Here is a 19,234-nt window from a genome sequence, read left to right as displayed (position 1 = left end):
ACGCGTCATTGAAAAACATTATGCCTCTATGAAGAAATGGCTGCAATACATGCAGACCAAGTTCATGAAGGATTATATTATCGCAAAAGATAAATATGGTGACTGGTGCGTGCCACCCGAATCACCTGAGTTGATCCATTCACAAGACAGCCTGCGTAATACGGATGGCGCCCTCATTGCCACCGCTTATTTCTATCGCATGATGTGGTATATGCAAAAGTTTGCCGGTTTAATCAATCAACCGGAAGATGCGAAAGCTTTTGCCGAACTGAATCAGCATATCCAGGAAGCCTTCACCAAACGCTTCTTCAACAAGCAAAAGAGATCATACAGCAATAATACCGTTACCGCCAACCTGCTGCCATTGTACTTTGGTATTACTCCTGATAGTTTGCGGGAAGGGGTATTCAACAATATCTCCAGTAAGATCTGGACAGCCAATCACGGTCACATCAGTACCGGGGTGATCGGCACGCAATGGCTGATGCGTTGTTTGAGCGAATACAAGCTCCCCGACATGGCCTATACGCTGATCTCCGATACCACCTATCCCAGCTGGGGTTACATGGTGAAACAGGGCGCTACTACCATTTGGGAATTGTGGAATGGCAACACCGCGGCTCCGCAGATGAATTCGCAGAACCACGTGATGTTACTGGGCGATCTGTTGGTGTGGATGTATGAAAATGCAGCTGGGATAAAATCAGATGATTCTGCAACCGGTTTCAAAAAGATCATCATGCAGCCCACGCCGGTAGATGGATTGACATTTGTGAATGCCTCGTATCAATCGGTGCATGGGTTAATAAAAAGCAACTGGAAGAATTCCATCGACCGGTTTACCTGGAATGTGACCATTCCGGCCAACACTACAGCTTTGTTATATATACCAGCTGATGATGTGAAGAATATTCTGGAAAGCAATCAACCAATCGCCGGCGCCGATGGTATTCGCTTTGTGCGCATGGAGGGTAAAAAAGCGGTGCTGGAAGTTGGCTCAGGCGACTATTCATTTGTCTCCAACTATACATTCAAAAGCGGTATTGTTACCTCTGCATTTATTTTCGATAAGACTTCTTTCCCCGAAAGTCATGCCGCTACTATTGCTGAAACACCAAAAGGATTAGTGACTGCGTGGTTTGGTGGAACGAAGGAAAGAAACCCCGATGTATGCATCTGGGTAAGTCGCCAGGTAAACAACAAATGGACGGATCCGGTAAACGTAGCCAATGGCATTATCAATGATTCATTACGCTACGCCTGCTGGAACCCGGTGTTGTACCAGGTGCCCAATGGCGAGCTGCTGTTATTTTATAAAGTAGGTCCCAATGTAGCGGGTTGGAAGGGCTGGCTCATCCGTTCTGCCGACAATGGCGTGACCTGGGGCAAACCAGAAGCCCTGCCTGATGGATTCCTTGGACCGATAAAAAACAAACCAGTACTGTTACCCAATGGCGATCTTATTTGTCCAGGCAGCCGGGAAGGCAACGGCTGGACCGTTCTCTTTGAAGTGACTTCTGATTTTGGCAAAACCTGGCGCATGGTTGGACCCATCAACCCTGATAAAAAGATCAGCGCCATTCAACCAAGCATATTGACCTATAAAGATGGCAGGCTGCAGATCCTGTGTCGGAGCAGAACTGCTGCGGTAGTGGAATCCTGGTCAGCCGATAACGGAAAAACCTGGACGCCATTGGCCGAAAGTACGTTACCAAACAATAACTCCGGCACCGATGCAGTGACCCTGAAAGATGGCCGTCAGTTGATCGTGTACAATCATGTGGCAACGCCAAAAGGCGCTTCTAAAGGCGCCCGTACGCCGTTGAATGTGGCGGTATCGCTGGATGGAAAATTATGGCAGGCAGCGCTGGTGCTGGAAGATTCACCGGTGAGCCAGTACTCTTATCCGTCAGTGATCCAGTCTGCCGATGGTATGGTGCATATTGTATACACCTGGCGCCGGCAACGCGTTAAATACGTAAAGGTTGATCCGTCGAAGTTGAAGCTGGTTCCTTTGACTGAATTTCCTTCGGGAAATGTGAGTGGCGATAGTGATTTATAGGAGCAGTTATTAAGTTATTGAGTTCGTTAGTTTATTAGTTGAAAGCCATTCAGAACTCAATAACTAAAGAACTAAAAAACTAACAAACCTGAACAAAGAATATTATGCAAGATATATTGAAGATCAGCTTTCCGGGTAAACTAGTATTTGGAAAAGGAACCTTAGAGCAATTACCTGATGAAGTAACGGCTTTATCCTGCAGCAGGGCATTGATAGTGACCATTACTCCCTTGTTGGGCCAGTTGAAGGGCTTTGTGAGTAAACTGGAAGCAAGCGGCGTACAGGTGCAAACGAATACAAGTATTATCAACGAGCCATCTTTTGCCGAAGTAGAACAACTGTTACAGGAAGTGAAAGGGTTCAACCCCGATGTAGTGATAGGTATAGGCGGCGGCAGCGTGCTGGATGTAGCAAAAATAATTGCGGCGCTCCTCGATAACGAACAGGGATTAAAAGATATAGTGGGTATTGGCTTTTTGAAAAGCCGCCCCAAAAAGCTGATCTGTCTGCCAACAACTTCCGGCACCGGCAGCGAGGTATCGCCCAACTCTATTTTAGTTGATGAAACAGATAACCAGAAGAAGGGGATCATCAGTCCCTTCCTGGTGCCCGATATAGTATATGTAGATCCGTTATTGACGATGGGCGTACCGCCTGCCATCACAGCAGCAACCGGTATCGATGCATTAACGCATTGCCTGGAAGCGTATACTAATTTGTTTGCCCATCCATTTATCGATGTATATGCGTATGAAGGTATGCGACTGATCGCGGCCAACATTGTGCAGGCAGTACAGAATGGAAATGATGAAGAAGCCCGTACGCATGTAGCCATGGGTAGTTTGTTAGGTGGGTTCTGTTTAGGCCCGGTAAATACAGCGGGTGTGCATGCGCTCTCGTACCCGCTGGGCAGTGCTTATCATTTGGCCCATGGTTTATCGAATGCACTATTGTTGCCTTACGTAATGGAATTTAACTATGTGGCAGCGCCCAAACGCTATGCGGATGTGGCTGTTGCCTTAGGCTGTGAACGCGAGGCCGATGATGTAAAAACAGCGTTGAAGGGAATTGAAAAGATCCGTTCCCTGATCAGTGCCTGTGGTATTCCGGCCCGTTTGCGCGATGTAGGTATTCCAAAAGAAGCCATTCCGCAAATGGCGGTTGACGCCATGAAGATCACGCGGTTGTTGAAGAACAATCCGCGTTTGATCACCGAGAAAGATGCTATTGATATATTTAATGCAGCTTATTAACCATGCAACAAAAGAAGTACAAAGGTGTAGTGGTACCGGCGGTAACGCCCCTGACGTCGCCCACGGCCAACAGGCTTTCGCTGGATGCGGAAGCCGTAGAAAGAATGTTTGCGAATTTTCGTGAACACCAGGTAATGCCATTTATTTTAGGCACTACCGGTGAAGCAGCGTCGCTGCCTCAGTCAATAAAACAGGATTACCTGAAAGTGGCCGCCCGGGTAAAACGATCCGGCGATGTGTTGTATGCCGGTATTTCTTCCAACATCATGGAAGAATCTGTCCTATTCGCACAACAATCCTTTGATGCCGGGGTGGATGTAGTGGTAGCTACTTTGCCGAACTATTATCCGCTGACACCCGATCAAATGAAAACCTATTTTGAGCGCCTGGCCGACAGAGTAGGTGGTCCGTTGATGATCTATAACATTCCGCCTACGGTGCATATGTCAATCCCGTTGGAAGTGGTAGAAGTATTAAGCCATCACCCCAATATTGTTGGGTTGAAGGATTCAGAGCGTAATGAAGAACGCCTGCAGGCCGCCCTTCAACTAAGCGCCAATCGCGCAGACTTCGTTTATTTTGCCGGTTGGGCTGCACAAAGCGCCGCATCCCTGTTGAAGGGTGGCGATGGCATTATTCCCAGCACCGGTAATGTGGCGCCAGGCTTGTACAGTGAATTGTACAAAGCCGCCCTGGGTGGAAACGAAACCAAGGCCAATGCCCTGCAAAAAACATCAGACGTTTTGGGTAATATTTACCAGGGTGGTAAAACCCTGGGTGAGTCATTATGGGCGTTAAAAGTGTTGATGAAGAAGGAAGGATTGTGCGATACGTATATGATGCCGCCCTTACATCCATTATCAAGCGAAGAAGAACAAAAAGTATTAACCGCCTGGGAAGCTGTAGTAAGTACCGGGGCTACAAAATAAACTAACATGCAGAAACCGATTATAGGAATTACGATGGGTGATCCGGCCAGCATTGGACCGGAGATTGCCGTTAAAGCATTATTGAATGAAAAGATCCACGCCGTTTGCCGCCCTTTGATCGTTGGTGATGCCGGCGTGTTCAATGATATTATTAACCGGTTGAAATTACCGGCTACAATAAATGCCATTACAAAAGTGGCTGATGCTGCCTTCAAACCAGGTACCATCGATGTGTTTGATCTGAAGAATGTGAACATGAGCCAACTGCAATTCGGCGAGATCTCTGCCATGGCAGGGGCGGCCTCTTTCGATGCAGTGAAAAAAGTGATCGAGCTTGCGCTGGCGGGCGATGTAGACGCTACCGTAACCGGTCCCATCAATAAAAAATCGATCAACGAAGCCGGCCATCACTTTGCTGGTCATACGGAGATCTATGCACACTACACCGGCACCAAAAAATATGCGATGTTGCTGGTGGAAGAGAATATGCGGGTGATCCACGTGTCAACCCACGTATCCTTGCGCGAGGCCTGCGACCTGGTAAAAAAAGATCGCATCATCCAGGTGATAGAACTGCTGCACAACGGCATTCTGCAATTGGGCGCTACCAATACAAAAATTGGCGTGGCGGGGTTGAATCCACATGCGGGTGACAGCGGTTTGTTTGGAACCGAAGACGATGGCGAAATAAAACCAGCTGTGGAAGAAGCCCGAAAAATGGGGTATGATGTGGATGGCCCGGTTCCTGCCGATACTTTGTTCTCGAAAGCGGCAACGGGTACTTATGGCGGCGTGGTGGCTATGTACCACGACCAGGGTCATATTCCTTTTAAACTTACCGGGTTTAAATGGAATGCCGAGAAAAAACAAATGGACAGTGTGAAAGGTGTGAACATCACCATGGGCCTGCCCATCATCCGTACTTCGGTTGACCACGGTACTGCTTTTGAAATTGCCGGGAAAGGCATTGCCAGTCCCGACGCCATGGTGCTGGCTATTGAAGCTGCCGTGCAATTAAGTAAACACCGGATTAAACAACAAAACCCAGCATAATGATAGCGGTGATCGCAGATGATTTTACGGGCGCTGCCGAGCTGGCGGGTATTGGCTTACGCTATAACCTGACCGTAGAGCTGGGCACCGAAGTAAATACAGCTACCCATGCTGATCTGTTTGTTATAGCCACAGATGCCCGGTCGTTACCCGAAGTGGAAGCTGTTGCGGTTATGCAAAAGCATACCCGCGAACTATTGGCCTTACAGCCAGCCATGATCTTTAAAAAAACAGATTCTGTTTTGCGGGGACATGTACTGGCGGAGATCCAGGCGCAATTGTCGCTCACCGGCTTTAAAAAAGCGGTGTTGGTAGCGGCGAATCCGGCACTGGGCAGAACGATTGAAAATGGCCGGTATTACCTGCATGGAAAACCCGTGCATGAAAGCAGTTTTGCACACGATCCTGACTTTGCCATCAGCAGTTCGGTGATCCTGGATATGCTGCGCAGTAAGGGGAATTTGGTATATGTAAAAAGATTTAATGAAGCATTGCCTGAATCTGGCATCATAATAGGGGAGGCAGCACAAACGGCCGACCTGCAGGCCTGGGCTACCCGCATGGATAACACCACGCTGATAGCCGGCGCTTCGGGTTTCTTTACCGCTATGCTCGATAAACTGCTCGCCGGTAAACGATCCGCCAAAAGCGACCTGTCAACCGAGCGTTTGCCATTTAGTTTGTTTGTTTGTGGTACCACTTTTTCCCAAAGCCGTAACACCATTAAACAAATAAAAGCAGCCGGTGGGCCGGTGTGCTATATGCCCGATGAAATAATCCGTTCGGTGCACAGCGGCACCTACAGCTATGTGAAATGGGCCAATGAAGTAGTGGCCCTGGTAAAAAAACATGGAAAAGCCATTGTGGCCATTCATGAAGATTCCACCAGGGATACAACCGTTGGCGCCAGTCAGTTGAAAGAAAAGATGGCCGGACTGGTAAATGAAGTCTTGCAACGCAGCATGGTGCAGGAACTGATCGTGGAAGGCGGCGCCACCGCCTGGGCATTGATCAGCCAGTCAAATCTGACCCGGTTTTACCCGGTGGAAGAAATGGCGCCGGGCGTAGTGCGCATGCAGACAAATGATCCTAATTTATTTATTACGGTTAAACCGGGGAGTTATCAATGGCCGGATGGGTTGTGGGATTTTTAAAAAAGAGTAGCTATCATATTATAATTGCCATATGAATTTATCAGCGTTGGATTATATCATCATCGTTTGTTTCCTGGTGGTGACATTATATGTAGGTTTCCGTTTTGCGCGAAAGCAGGATTCATTTAAATCTTACTTTCTGGCACATGGACGGGTGCCCTCCTGGGCGATTGGGATGTCGTTGCTGGCTACGCTCATCAGTAGCGTGACCTTTCTGGCCTACCCGGGTACAGGGTTCACCAGCAACTGGATCTTGTTGGTACAGGGACTCATGGTGCCCATTGTTTTGTTAGGCACCATCTGGTTTATTGTTCCCTTGTATCGCAAGGTGATCGGTTTAAGCACGTACGAATATTTTGAAAAACGCTTTGGCGTATTTGCCCGCTATTACAGTTCGCTGGCCTTTGTGCTGCGGCAGTTCTCCTCAATGGGAACTGTACTGTTCCTATTGGCGCTGGCGCTGGATAGTATGATAGGTGGCAACACCATGGTCATGATCGTGGTAGTAGGGTTGATAATCATTGGCGTTAATTTAATGGGGGGCATGGAAGCGGTGATTTGGCTCGATGTGTTCCAGGGTTTCATGCTGTTTGCCACCGGCATTATTTGTTTAACGGTGATCCTGTTCTCTACCCATGGTGGAATTTCTGAGATCTGGCAGGTGGCAAAAGCCAATGGCCGCACCGGATTCGGTCCCTATGATGCAGACCTTACCCGGGTAACTTTCCTGGTAATGGCCATCAATGGATTATTTTATGCCATCCAGAAATATGGCACCGACCAAACCGTAGTACAACGTTATTTAACGGCAAAAACCGACAAAGGCGCCATCCGCGCCTCGCTTATGGGTATCTTGCTGACCGTTCCCGTTTGGATGTTGTTTATGTTCATTGGTACGGCGCTGTTTGTTTTTTATAAACAGAATCCCCTGCCACAAGGACTGCATCCCGAACAGGTCTTCCCTTATTTTATTAGGACCCAGTTACCCGTTGGGATAAGAGGGTTGATCCTTTCGGCCATGATCTCAGCTGCCATTTGCAGCCTGAGTGCTGACCTGAACAGTCTGGCCGCTGTAGGGGTGGAAGATTATTATAAAAAGATGCGTCGCGGCCTGTCTGATCATGCTTATTTAAAAGCTGGCAGATGGACAGTGGTGATCTCAGGTTTGATCGCGATGGGTATTGGCTGTTTGTATATCAATGCCGGCAGTGAAGGCGTTCTGGGTATTGTGTTTACGCTGTATGCGATCTTCTCCGGTGGTATAGTGGGTATTTTCCTGCTGGGGATCTTCAGCGCCCGCGCCAACAAACAGGGCATTACCTTCGGCATCATTGCCTGTATCCTGTTTACGTCTTATGCGTTTTTGACGTCTACCCAAATTGGAATAGGCGCCAATAAACACCTGTTGCTCGATTTTGGTAAATATAATTTTGGTCACGATAAATTCATGCTGGGGGTGTACAGTCACCTGGTGGTGATTGGTGTAGGATATGTGTCAAGTTTGTTCTTCCCAAAACCGGTGCTGGATAAAAATCTCCTGTATTCTGGTTGGAAGGAAGCGAGGAGGGAGGTGAGGGGAAGTTGACCAGTTGATCAGTTAACCAGTTGACGAGGTAGTTGATAGGATTGATAAAGTTGATAAGGTTGATAGAGTTGACGGAATTGATAGAGTTGATAAAGGGGGTAAAGATGAAACGAGTGAGAGATGAAAACAGTGAGGAATATTACCCTGTCGCGAGTCCTTTCACGTTTCACGTTTCACGTTTGCCGTTTCACGATTCGGCATTGCCGATTGCCGATTCACGATTGCCGACAGCACGGTTAATAGTATAATAGAATAAATTATGCATAAACTATTTTATATCCTTTGTTGCCTGTTAATATGGGTTGATAGCAGAAGCCAGACTTCTGACGATGCCTATCGCGAACCCTTGAAACAGGTGTTGACGGAAATTGAAAGCCAGTACGGCATTAAGATCCGCTATAGCGACGGCATGGTGAACGATCATTGGGTAACCTATGCCCGCTGGCGTTTTCGTCCCGATGTAGAGAAAACACTCACCAATGTACTGGCTTCGCAGGACCTATCGTTCAGCAAAACAGGCGACAAAAGTTATAAGATCAGTGCGTATCAATATCATTTAAAAACAGTAGAAGAAGGCAAGGCACAATTGGAGTACCTGTCTACTTTATACAATGACGTAGCCAGCTGGGAAAAGCGTAAAACGGAGTTGCGAGCATGCATGTATGAAGCGTTGCAATTATCGCCCATTCCGCCGGCGCCTGCATCAAAACCCATTACAACGCCAGTGCGTAAAATGGATGGGTATACCGTAGAGAATATTGCCTTTGAAGTATTGCCCGGCGTGTATACCTGCGCGTCGTTATACAAACCGGCAAAAATAAAAGGAAAGATCCCCGTGGTGTTATGTCCTGACGGACACTGGGAGAAACACCGGTACCGCGCTGATTGCCAGTATCGCTGTGCCTCACTGGCCCGTATGGGGTGTATGGCTATCAGTTATGACCTGTTTGCCTGGGGCGAATCGCTGTTGCAATTCAAAACCGAAGATCACCGCCGCAGTCTGGCTATGACGGTTCAAACGTTAAATGCGTTTCGCATTCTGGACTACATGCTGAAACTGAAAGAAGCAGATACCAGCCGCGTGGCCATCAGTGGCGGATCGGGCGGGGGTAGTCATACCATGCTGGTAACAGCCCTGGATGACCGCATAAAGTTAAGTGTGCCGGTGGTAATGGTATCATCCTACCACAGCGGCGGTTGCCCCTGCGAAAGCGGCATGCCGGTGCATTTATGTGGCAATGGTACCAACAATGTAGAGATAGCAGCCATGGCGGCGCCCCGGCCGCAATTGGTGATTTCTGATGGCGGCGACTGGACGGCGCATGTGCCCGAGATTGAATTTCCTTTCCTGCAAAAAATGTACGGGTATTATGGAAAAACCGATCAGGTAGAAAATGTGCACCTGCCGCAGGAAAAACATGATTACGGTATTAATAAACGCACGGCCCTGTATGAGTTTATCGGCAAACATTTTCATTTGGATCTGTCTGCCGTAAAAGATAAAACCGGCAAGATCGATGAAAGCAAGGTGACCATTGAACCCGAAAATGCATTGTATGTATTCGGCGATCATGGTGAAAAATTGCCGGTGAATGCTATTCATGGATATGATCAGTTGAAAGTGTTATTTGAGGGGAAGAAGTAGGCTTTTAGTTGACCAGTTAACCAGTTGACCAGTTAACCAGGAATACAAGTTGATAGAGTTGATAGAGTTGACGAGGTTGACAAGTTAACAAGTTGACAAGTTAACGAGTTGAGTTTTATCCCGAGGTTGCAAAACTCCCCCTCCACCGGAGGGGGCCGGGGGGAGGTCCCCGTTTCACGATTAAAGTTAAACCCACATATATGAAGAATCAGGTAATTACATTTGCACTTTTAGTAACATTACTGTCAGGCTTAACAGTATCTGCCCAAAAACTGGTAAAGGGAGATGGACGGTATAAGATTGCCGTTGTAGATCTCATGATCCTGAAAAGACAAAAGCTCAGCGCATTTCAGCTGACAAAAGAATTAGGCGCCGATGGCGTGGAAGTTGACATGGGCGGCCTTGGCGATCGCGAGACGTTCGATAACAAGCTAGCCGATGATACTATCCGTGCCCTGTTCCTGGAAAAGGCCAAAGAGTACAACCTGGAAATAGCTTCCCTGGCTATGACTGGTTTCTATGCGCAATCATTTCCTGAACGGCCAACTGCGGTGAAGGCGGTGCAGGATTGCATCAATACCATGAAGAAAATGAATGTGAAAATTGGTTTTCTGCCATTGGGCGTTCCCGGAGACCTGACTAAAAATCCGGGTGTAAGACCGGCTATTGTGGCCCGTTTGAAAGAAGTAGGTAAGATGGCGGAAGAGGCTGGTGTGGTGATTGGTATTGAATCTACTTTAAGCGCTACCGATCAATTGCAACTGTTGAAAGATATTGGTTCACCCGCTATTCAGATCTATTTCAATTTTTCGAATGCAGTTTCAAACGGAAGAGACCTATACAAGGAAATTGAAATACTGGGTAGCCACATCTGCCAGATCCATTGCACAAACCATGACAGTGTATGGCTGCAGAACGATAAAACAATTAATATGAACCTGGTAAAACAGGCTCTCGATAAAATAGGTTACAAAGGCTGGCTGGTGATCGAGCGTTCGCGCGATGCAACTGATCCTAAAAACGTAAAAAGAAATTTCAGCGCTAATGTTGCTTATATGAAATCGATCTTTCAATAGCAGGAGAATTATAACTTAAGATGAAAAGACTATTTAGATCCACGATTGCTTGCTCTTTTTTTACATGGTGTATGAGTTTGGCTGTACAGGCTGCTGATATTTGTGTGGCGCCTGGAGGCACGGATACAAATCCCGGAACAAAAGAAAAACCCATGGCTACCGTAGCCATGGCATTACGTAAAGCAAGGGAGTTGCGTCGGTTAAAAGACCCGGCTATCGCGAAAGGAATTCACATTATTATTGAGAACGGCGTATATGCATTTGATGAACCGCTGTTTGTGCGGCCTGAAGATTCGGGTACGCCTGAAAGTCCGACTGTTATTGAAGCGGCGCCTGGCGCCAAACCCGTATTCAGTGGTGGCTTATCAATAAAAGGCTGGAGAAAAGCTACAGAGAAAATTCCCGGTCTGCCTGCCGTCGCACAGGGAAAAGTTTGGGTGGCCGATGCACCTGTTGAAGCAGGCCGGCTGCTCGATTTCCGTCAGTTATGGGTAAATGATCAAAAGGCCATTCGCGCCCGCGATCGCAATGCCGATAGCATGAACCGCATTCTTTCCTGGAACCATGAAACCGAACAATGCTGGATCCCCAAACCAAAAACAGCTGGTTGGGAAAAAGCGGCCGGTTTGGAAATGGTTATTCACCAATGGTGGGCAATTGCTATTCTGCGTATAAAGTCGGTTACAGTAAAAGGTGATAGCGCCTTGTTGAGTTTTTGTCAACCCGAAAACCGTATCCAGTCTGAGCATCCCTGGCCAGCGCCCTGGATCTCACAGAAAACGGGTAACTCGGCTTTCTTTCTTACCAATGACATCGGGTTCCTCGATGAGCCTGGTGAATGGTATTTGGATGTAAAGAAACAACAGATCATATACTGGCCACGCAACAATGAAAATATGAGCACCGCTCAAGTGGTAGCGCCGTATTTACAAACCATTGCCCGCGTGGAAGGAACTATTGATAATCCCGTATCACACGTGTATTTCAAAGGCATCGATTTTAAATATTCCACCTGGCTGCGTCCTTCGCAGGCCGGACATGTGCCTTTACAGGCGGGAATGTTTTTGCTGGATGCCTATAAATTGAAGATCCCGGGTACGCCCGATAAAAAAGGCCTGGAGAACCAGGGCTGGATCGGCCGCCAACCGGGTGGGGTAGAATTATTGTTTGTAAACAACACCGGTTTTGAGCGCTGCAATTTCTCGCACATGGCAGCTACCGGTCTCGATTATATTAAAGGAACGCAATACGACACCATCGTTGGTTGCACCTTCCGCGATATTGCCGGTACCGCCATTCAGGCCGGCATCTTCTCTGATCCTGGTTTTGAAACGCACTTGCCCTATGCACCCGCAGATGCGCGTGAATTGTGCCGCAAGCTCACCATCAGCAATTGCTTTATTACCAATTGCGCCAATGAAGACTGGGGTTGTGTTGGTATCAGTGCCGGTTATGTGCAAAACATTAATATCGATCATAACGAATTAAGCGATCTGCCTTACAGCGGCATTTGCGTTGGCTGGGGCTGGACGAAAACCATCAATGCGATGAAGGATAACCGCATTCACGCCAACCTGGTACATCATTATGCAAAGCAAATGTACGATGTAGGTGGCTTGTATACCTTATCGGCTATGCCCGGTTCGGTTATCAGTGAGAATGTGGTGCATACGATCCTGAAAGCGCCTTACGCCCACGATCCCAACCATTTCTTTTATATCTATCTCGATGAAGGTTCTTCCTACATCCAGTTAAAAGATAACTGGACAGAGCAGGAGAAATACATGAAGAACTCCAACGGTCCCGGTAATACCTGGGAGAACAATGGGCCGAATGTAGCAGATAGTATCAAGAACAAAGCCGGGTTGGAAGAAGCGTATAAAGCAATTAAAAATTAAACTAACAGTATAAACTTAATATATGTTGAATCTCGGCGTATTAGGGTTAGGTGAAGGCCGCAGTACCATGTCAGCTGCTTTAAATAGCAGTAAGGTGAACCTGAAAACCATTTGTGATATGAATGAAGAGCTATGTAAACACCGCAGCAAGGAGTTTCAGTTCTTCAATTATACTACAAAGTATGAGGACATGCTGAATGACCCGGAGATTGACATCATTGCCATATATACGCCCGATAAATGGCATGCAGAACATATTAAACAGGCATTGCTGGCCAACAAACACGTAGTGTGTACCAAGCCGTTGATGGATGACCTGTCGAAAGCAAAGGAGTTGCTCGATCTGCAGAAGAAAACCGGTAAGAAAGTATTTGTAGGGCAAAGCTCCCGGTTTTTTGAACCGGCCAAAAGGCAGCGGAAAGATTTCGAAGCTGGTTTGCTGGGTGATCTGATCACGGTGGAAAGCCATTACCACGCCGATCATCGCTGGTTCTTAGAAAAGCCATGGGCGTTGGAAAGTTCATTCAAATGGCTCTATGGGGGTTTAAGCCACCCGGTAGATTTTATCCGTTGGTACCTGCCCGATGTTGAAGAAGTAATGGGGTACGGGATGATCAGCAGCAACGGAGAAACAGCCGGATTGAAAAATGAAGATACCATGCACTTTATTTTCAGGGCAACAGATGGCCGTATTGCGCGGGTAAGCGGCGCTTATACCGGGCCTATTCAACCTGCACAAAGGGATAGCGGTATGAGCGTGATCTTACGGGGCACCCAGGGCGCCTCTCAGGCCGATTATCATGAATTACGCTATGCTATCACCGATAAAACGGGTGAAGAAAAAATAGTGCAATGGGGTGATAAGACCATTAAATACTACTTCCGTTTTGAAGGCCAGAGTCATCATGCGGGGGAATACCAGAATTACCTGGAATATTTTGCCGATAGCATCACCAACAATACAACCGCCTATCCTGATCTGCAGGAGGGCATAGGTACGATCGCTTTGTTGCAGGCGATGGACAAATCATTGAAATCGGGCCTGCCCGTGAAGGTGAGTGATATTTTGAAAGCACATGGTTTATAATTATCATTCACATAGTCACTTATAAAGTTCAACGATGAAGGCCATATACAATCTTTTACAACCAGTAGATTTTGTAATTGTAGCAATATACCTGGTCATCCTGATCGCATTGGGGTGGTGGGTAAGTTTCGGACAAAGAAAGAACAAAGACCAGAACCTTTTCCTGGCCGATAAGTCGCTAGGCTGGGCCAGTATCGGCTTTACCATGTGGGGCACCAATGTAGGTCCTTCTATGTTAGTGGCTTCGGCCAGTGCCGGTTACCAAACCGGAATTGTGGCTGGTAATTTTGCCTGGTATGCATTTGTGTTCATCCTTATGCTGGCGGTGGTTTTTGCGCCCCGTTACCTGGGCGCCAATGTATCAACTTTACCTGAGTTCTTAGGTAAGCGGTTTGGGGAGAATACCCGCAACATTCTGGCCTGGTATACATTGATCACTATTTTGATCTCGTGGCTCTCGCTCGGTTTGTTTGCCGGCGGCGTGTTGATAAAACAATTATTAGGATTGGATATGCTGCTCTCCGTAATGGTGATGGTAGTAGTATCCACGCTGTTTGTGGTGGCGGGTGGTTTAAAAACCATTGCCTATACCAGCGTCTTCCAGATGTTGTTGTTGATCATTGTATCATTGATACTCGTAGTGCTAGGGGTGTCAAAAGCAGGTGGGCTCCATGCTGTTTATGAAAAAACGCCTTCGAATTTCTGGAACCTGTTTCATACTGCCAGTGATAAAAGCTTTCCCTGGCCGGCTATCCTGCTCGGTTATCCCATCATGGGTGTCTGGTTCTGGTGTACGGAACAATCCATGGTGCAGTCGGTATTAGGAGCAAAAAGTTTAAAACAAGGTCAACTGGGCGCCAACTTCATTGGCTGGCTGAAAATACTGGATGTGCCCCTGTTTATTCTGCCAGGGATCATCTGTTTTGTTTTATATCCGCATTTAAAAAATCCAGACGAGGCCTACCTGATGATGGTAACCAATTTATTTCCGGCAGGCATGAAAGGATTGATCATTGTGGTGCTGGTAGCTTGTTTAATAAGCACCATTGGGGCCTCGCTCAATTCGGTGAGCACAGTGTTTACGATGGATATTTATGTAAAGAAATATAAACCAGAAGCAACCAACCGGGAGATCATGCGCATTGGCCGGATAGTTACCGTGGCAGGTGCATTGGTATCGGTATCGGTTACCCTGGCTATTGACAACATAAAACACCTGGATCTGTTCAATGTGTTCCAGTCGGTATTGGGTTTCCTGGCGCCGCCGATGTCGGTAGCTTTTTTGTTTGGCGTACTTTGGAAAAAGACAACGGCCAAAGCCATCAATTATGTACTGACTGTAGGTACGGCATTTTGTTTGTTAGTGGGCATCCTGAATTTGTGGGTGATCCCATCAGACAAATGGCCACACTTCCTGTTGCTGTCGTTTTACCTGTTTGTAGTATTAAGTGTAATGACATACCTGATCTCAGTAGCTGATAAAAAAGGCGCCTTGCAAATACAGCAGGCCGCATATTTTAAAAGCCTGGCTAAACCTGATAAACAGGTATGGATGATGTGGGGAATATTGGTAGCGGTTATGCTGGGATTGTACTTGATTTTTAACGGACACTAATTTTTGCATCTAATAAATCTTTCCGGAATGAATTGCAGACATGCCATATTGCAACACACTGTTTGGATCGCATTAATATTATTCGCCTGCACTGCCAAAGGTGAGTCACCCTCTAAAGGGTGGCCCACCTTTGCTCAGGGTGAGCCCGCCCCGAAAGGCGGACCCACGCCTGCATCTCAGGCCACCTGGATCTGGTATCCCGGTGATTTCGAGATCTGGCTGGCCAACAATATGCAGAACCGGCGTACAGAACGCGGTTCCTTCTTTCCACCTTTCTGGAAACTGGATGGTCATTATGTGCTGATGGATTTTCACAAGGATGTGGAACTGACTGAACCCGAAGACATCGATGTATATGTTGAAGGAAAATACATCCTCAAACTCGATGGAAAAGGTTTTGAAGGAACGCCATCACGCGTGACTATTCCTGCAGGCAAACACCGCATCAATGTAAAAGTGTTCAGCGCCGGCACCGTGCCTGCTATTTATATAAAAGGTAAAACCATTGCTACCGATTCTTCCTGGCTGGTAACCTTTGAAGATAAAGAATGGATCGATGAAACAGGTAAGACTTCAGATGTTTCGGCTACTGTTTGGTTGAACGCCGGCAGCTGGAATTTCAATGACCCTGCACAGCGGCCATCTGCATTCAAACTGTCCGTAAAGCCACAATCGGCTGTGTCAGCCACACAAAGCAATAGTTCCTTACTGGTTGATTTTGGTAAAGAAACATTCGGCTATATCCGCTTGCATGGATTACAGGGCAAAGGCAAAGTATCGTTGTATTATGGCGAATCAAAAGAAGAAGCATTGTCTACAGGATCCTGCGAAACACTGGACAGGGTAGAGGTGAATGCATCTTCAAAAATGGATTCTGTAATGGTGCTTACAAAAGCATTCCGGTATGTAAATGTACAGGCAGAAGGTTGGGTTACATTGGATTCGGTTTCCATGTTGTATGAATACCTGCCGGTTGAAAACCGCGGCGCTTTCCGTTGTTCAGATACAGGCATCAATAAGATCTGGGATGTAGCGGCTTACACCATGCATTTGAATACCCGGGAGTTTTTCATCGATGGTATCAAACGCGATCGGTGGATCTGGAGTGGCGATGCCTACCAAAGCTACCTGATGAACTATTACCTGTTCTTTGATGTGCCTACGGTTAACCGCACGCTGATGGCGTTGCGTGGTAAAGACCCCGTGACCAGCCACATCAATACCATCATGGACTATACTTTTTACTGGTTCCTGGGAATATATGACCTGTATCAGTATACAGGCGATAAAACATTTATTCAACAGTTCTACCCACGCATGCAAAGCATGATGGCGTATTGCCTGAGCCGCCGTAATAAAGATGGGATGATGCAGGGACTGTCCGGCGACTGGATCTTTATTGACTGGGCGCCTGGTTTAAGCAAAAAGGGAGAAGTAAGCTTTGAACAAATGCTTTTCTGCCGCAGTCTGGAAACCATGGCGCTTTGCGCCAATATGGTGAACGATAGCAAGAACGAAGCATTGTACAAACAACTCGCTACAGATATGCGGTCGAAACTGTTTGCTGTTTACTGGAACGAAAGCAAACATGCGCTGGTGCACAGCCGCGTTGATGGAAAGCCGACCGATAATGTGACCCGTTACGCCAATATGTTTGGCATCTTCTTTAATTATTTTAATGAAGAACAAAAACAGGCGGTAAAAAAGAACGTGTTATTGAATGATAATATTCAAAAGATCACCACGCCGTACATGCGTTTCTATGAGCTGGAAGCGTTGTGCGCGATGGGCGAGCAGAAATATGTGTTGAACGAAATGAAAGGTTACTGGGGCGGTATGCTGAATGCCGGCGCTACATCATTCTGGGAAGAATACAATCCATCCAAATCAGGCGCTGACCATTATTCCATGTATGGACGCCCGTTTGGAAAAAGTCTTTGTCATGCCTGGGGCGCCAGTCCAATTTACCTGCTGGGTAAATATTATTTAGGCGTACAACCCACATCCCCCGGTTATGCAACCTGGACAGCCGAACCAGTACTGGGCGGTTTGCAATGGATGGATGGTAAAGTGCCCACGCCGCATGGCGACATCAGTGTCTATTGCAGCACTACGCAGATCAAGATCAAAGGAGCTACGGGAACCGGAACACTTAGGTTTAAAAGTCAAACGAAGCCATCTTCTAAAGGAGCTACGATCGTGAGCAAAGGGAATAATGTTTATGAGGTGACTGTTGATGCTAATAAAGAATATGAAGTAAAGTATAAAAGTTATTAAGTTATTAGGTTATTAAGTTATTAGGTATTGAACTTAAGAACGCAATAACTTATGAACCTACGAACGAAAAACAAAAGGATCATGGAAAGGATAATAGCAACATATTATATTGAAACTCCCTTACAAGTGGAGAAAGCCGCAGAAGTATTAGCCGGTGAGCAATCATCAGGAACATTCATTGCAGTGCCCGGTGAAACTGAAGAATTGAAAAAGCGTTTTGCTGCAAGGATAGAAAAGGTAACTCCGTTGGAAACTGTTTCTACACCAGCTATGCCCGGTGCTGCCAGCAGCAATGGACAATACAACCGAGCTGAGATCCAGGTGTCGTGGAGCATCGAGAATTTTGGTTACAATCTGCCGGTGTTAACCTCAACACTACAGGGTAATTTGTATGAGCTGCGTCAGTTCACTGGTTTAAAGTTGATGGATATAGAGTTGCCTGCGTCCTTTGCCCGGCATTACAAAGGCCCCGCTTTTGGTATCAAAGGCTGCCGTCAATTGACAAACGTTGAAAACAGGCCATTGATCGGCACCATTATAAAACCAAGCATCGGGCTTACGCCTGAGCAAACGGCTGAGATGGTTAAAACCCTGGCCGGTGCGGGGATCGACTTTATAAAAGACGATGAGTTGCTGTCTTCATCGGCTAATTCATCTTTCAAGGATAGGGTAGATGCGATCATGAAAGTGATCAATGCCCATGCCGACGCCACCGGTAAAAAGGTGATGTATGCCTTTAATATCAGCGGTGAAATAGATGAGATGCTGCAACGCTATGAATACATAGTAAAGAGCGGCGGCACCTGCGCTATGGTAAGTATTAACAGTGTGGGCATGGCTGGTGTTAAAAAGATCTGCGATCAACGCCAGCTGGCTATCCACGCGCACCGCAATGGCTGGGGCATGCAAACCCGTCATCCGTTGCTGGGGATCGATTTCAGGGCTTATCAAAAATTATGGCGCGTAGCGGGTGTTGACCAGCTGCATGTAAACGGCATTCAAAATAAATTCTGGGAAAGCGATGATTCAGTAGTGGCTTCTATAAAAGCGTTGCAAACTCCGTTCTATAACCATGAGTCGGTATTACCTGTGGTATCCTCAGGCCAATGGGGCGGACAGGCGCCGGAAACCTATCGCCGTACCAAAACAGTCGATCTGTTGTACATGGCTGGTGGTGGTATCATGGCGCATCCTATGGGTGCTGCAGCGGGTGTGGTGGCTTTGCAACAGGCCTGGCAGGCTGCGGTGGATGGGTTGAGTATTGAACAGGCCGCGGCTAAGTATAAGGAGTTTGCTGAGTCGGTGAAGCAGTTTGGTAAAAAGTAAATTAGTTTGTTAGTTATTTCACTAGCGTTTTGATATTAGTCAAACATATTCAATTGGTTATGATTTAGATCTTTGAAATATTGTTTTTGAGTTTGTTGAAATAGTTGATTTATGGGCATTCTTTCAAAAATGGAGATGCTTAAAATCTGTAGTATTTCGTACAGTGATTGCTGAAGCATAAATTTCTTCTTAGCAATAGCAACCAGAACATATACAGATACAGCAATCCATACTTGAGTTTTAACTGCATTTTCCGATTGCCCCCAAAAGGATT

General features: G+C 46.8%; 13 protein-coding genes and 1 pseudogene. 13 read left to right on the top strand and 1 reads right to left on the bottom strand.

Annotated features, from left to right (window positions below; all coding sequences use genetic code 11):
* The 13 genes from ACJ751_RS11905 to ACJ751_RS11845 form a co-directional block, all read left to right on the top strand.
* Positions 1 to 2,062, top strand: a 2,062-nt coding sequence (locus ACJ751_RS11905) for an exo-alpha-sialidase (protein ID WP_407745718.1), incomplete at its 5' end; no start/stop codon positions are given.
* 104 nt (positions 2,063 to 2,166) lie between these two features.
* On the top strand, positions 2,167 to 3,315 hold the full coding sequence (locus ACJ751_RS11900; protein WP_407745717.1) for an iron-containing alcohol dehydrogenase: 1,149 nt from the start codon (positions 2,167 to 2,169) through the stop codon (positions 3,313 to 3,315).
* 2 nt (positions 3,316 to 3,317) lie between these two features.
* Positions 3,318 to 4,244 (top strand): dihydrodipicolinate synthase family protein, encoded by a 927-nt coding sequence (locus ACJ751_RS11895; protein ID WP_407745716.1) that lies wholly within the window; start codon positions 3,318 to 3,320, stop codon positions 4,242 to 4,244.
* A gap of 6 nt (positions 4,245 to 4,250) precedes the next feature.
* Entirely contained in the window at positions 4,251 to 5,297 is a 1,047-nt protein-coding gene (pdxA, locus tag ACJ751_RS11890; RefSeq protein ID WP_407745715.1) for a 4-hydroxythreonine-4-phosphate dehydrogenase PdxA, read from the top strand.
* Complete coding sequence (locus ACJ751_RS11885) at positions 5,297 to 6,451, top strand: four-carbon acid sugar kinase family protein (RefSeq protein WP_407745714.1); 1,155 nt, start codon at positions 5,297 to 5,299, stop codon at positions 6,449 to 6,451. The genes pdxA and ACJ751_RS11885 overlap by 1 nt, the downstream gene beginning before the upstream one ends.
* 31 nt (positions 6,452 to 6,482) lie before the next feature.
* The gene (locus ACJ751_RS11880) at positions 6,483 to 8,036 is read left to right on the top strand and encodes a sodium:solute symporter (protein ID WP_407745713.1); all 1,554 of its coding nucleotides are present in this window, start codon (positions 6,483 to 6,485) and stop codon (positions 8,034 to 8,036) included.
* Between the two features lie 259 nt (positions 8,037 to 8,295).
* The gene (locus ACJ751_RS11875; RefSeq protein ID WP_407745712.1) at positions 8,296 to 9,681 is read left to right on the top strand and encodes an acetylxylan esterase; all 1,386 of its coding nucleotides are present in this window, start codon (positions 8,296 to 8,298) and stop codon (positions 9,679 to 9,681) included.
* A 200-nt stretch (positions 9,682 to 9,881) separates the two neighbouring features.
* On the top strand, positions 9,882 to 10,757 hold the full coding sequence (locus ACJ751_RS11870; protein WP_407745711.1) for a sugar phosphate isomerase/epimerase family protein: 876 nt from the start codon (positions 9,882 to 9,884) through the stop codon (positions 10,755 to 10,757).
* A gap of 71 nt (positions 10,758 to 10,828) precedes the next feature.
* A complete protein-coding gene (locus ACJ751_RS11865) occupies positions 10,829 to 12,655 on the top strand; it encodes a right-handed parallel beta-helix repeat-containing protein (protein ID WP_407745710.1) in 1,827 nt (608 codons plus the stop codon).
* 22 nt (positions 12,656 to 12,677) lie between these two features.
* Positions 12,678 to 13,742 carry a Gfo/Idh/MocA family protein gene (locus ACJ751_RS11860; RefSeq protein ID WP_407745709.1) on the top strand — a complete coding sequence of 355 codons (1,065 nt, stop codon included), beginning with the start codon at positions 12,678 to 12,680 and terminating at the stop codon, positions 13,740 to 13,742.
* 34 nt (positions 13,743 to 13,776) lie between these two features.
* Entirely contained in the window at positions 13,777 to 15,357 is a 1,581-nt protein-coding gene (locus ACJ751_RS11855; RefSeq protein ID WP_407745708.1) for a sodium:solute symporter family transporter, read from the top strand.
* Positions 15,358 to 15,384: 27 nt separating this feature from the next.
* Complete coding sequence (locus ACJ751_RS11850; protein WP_407745707.1) at positions 15,385 to 17,634, top strand: alpha-L-rhamnosidase C-terminal domain-containing protein; 2,250 nt, start codon at positions 15,385 to 15,387, stop codon at positions 17,632 to 17,634.
* Positions 17,635 to 17,715: 81 nt separating this feature from the next.
* A complete protein-coding gene (locus ACJ751_RS11845; RefSeq protein ID WP_407745706.1) occupies positions 17,716 to 18,960 on the top strand; it encodes a ribulose-bisphosphate carboxylase large subunit family protein in 1,245 nt (414 codons plus the stop codon).
* Between the two features lie 35 nt (positions 18,961 to 18,995).
* On the opposite strand, the pseudogene ACJ751_RS11840 reads toward ACJ751_RS11845, so the two are convergent.
* Positions 18,996 to 19,234 (bottom strand): annotated as a pseudogene (locus ACJ751_RS11840) (IS4 family transposase); the annotation flags it as partial.

The sequence above is a fragment of the Niastella sp. genome (genome assembly GCF_045805085.1).
Classification (GTDB): Bacteria; Bacteroidota; Bacteroidia; order Chitinophagales; family Chitinophagaceae; genus Niastella.
Note: the sequence above shows the minus strand (reverse complement) of the source record. Positions and strands in the feature narration are given on the sequence as shown.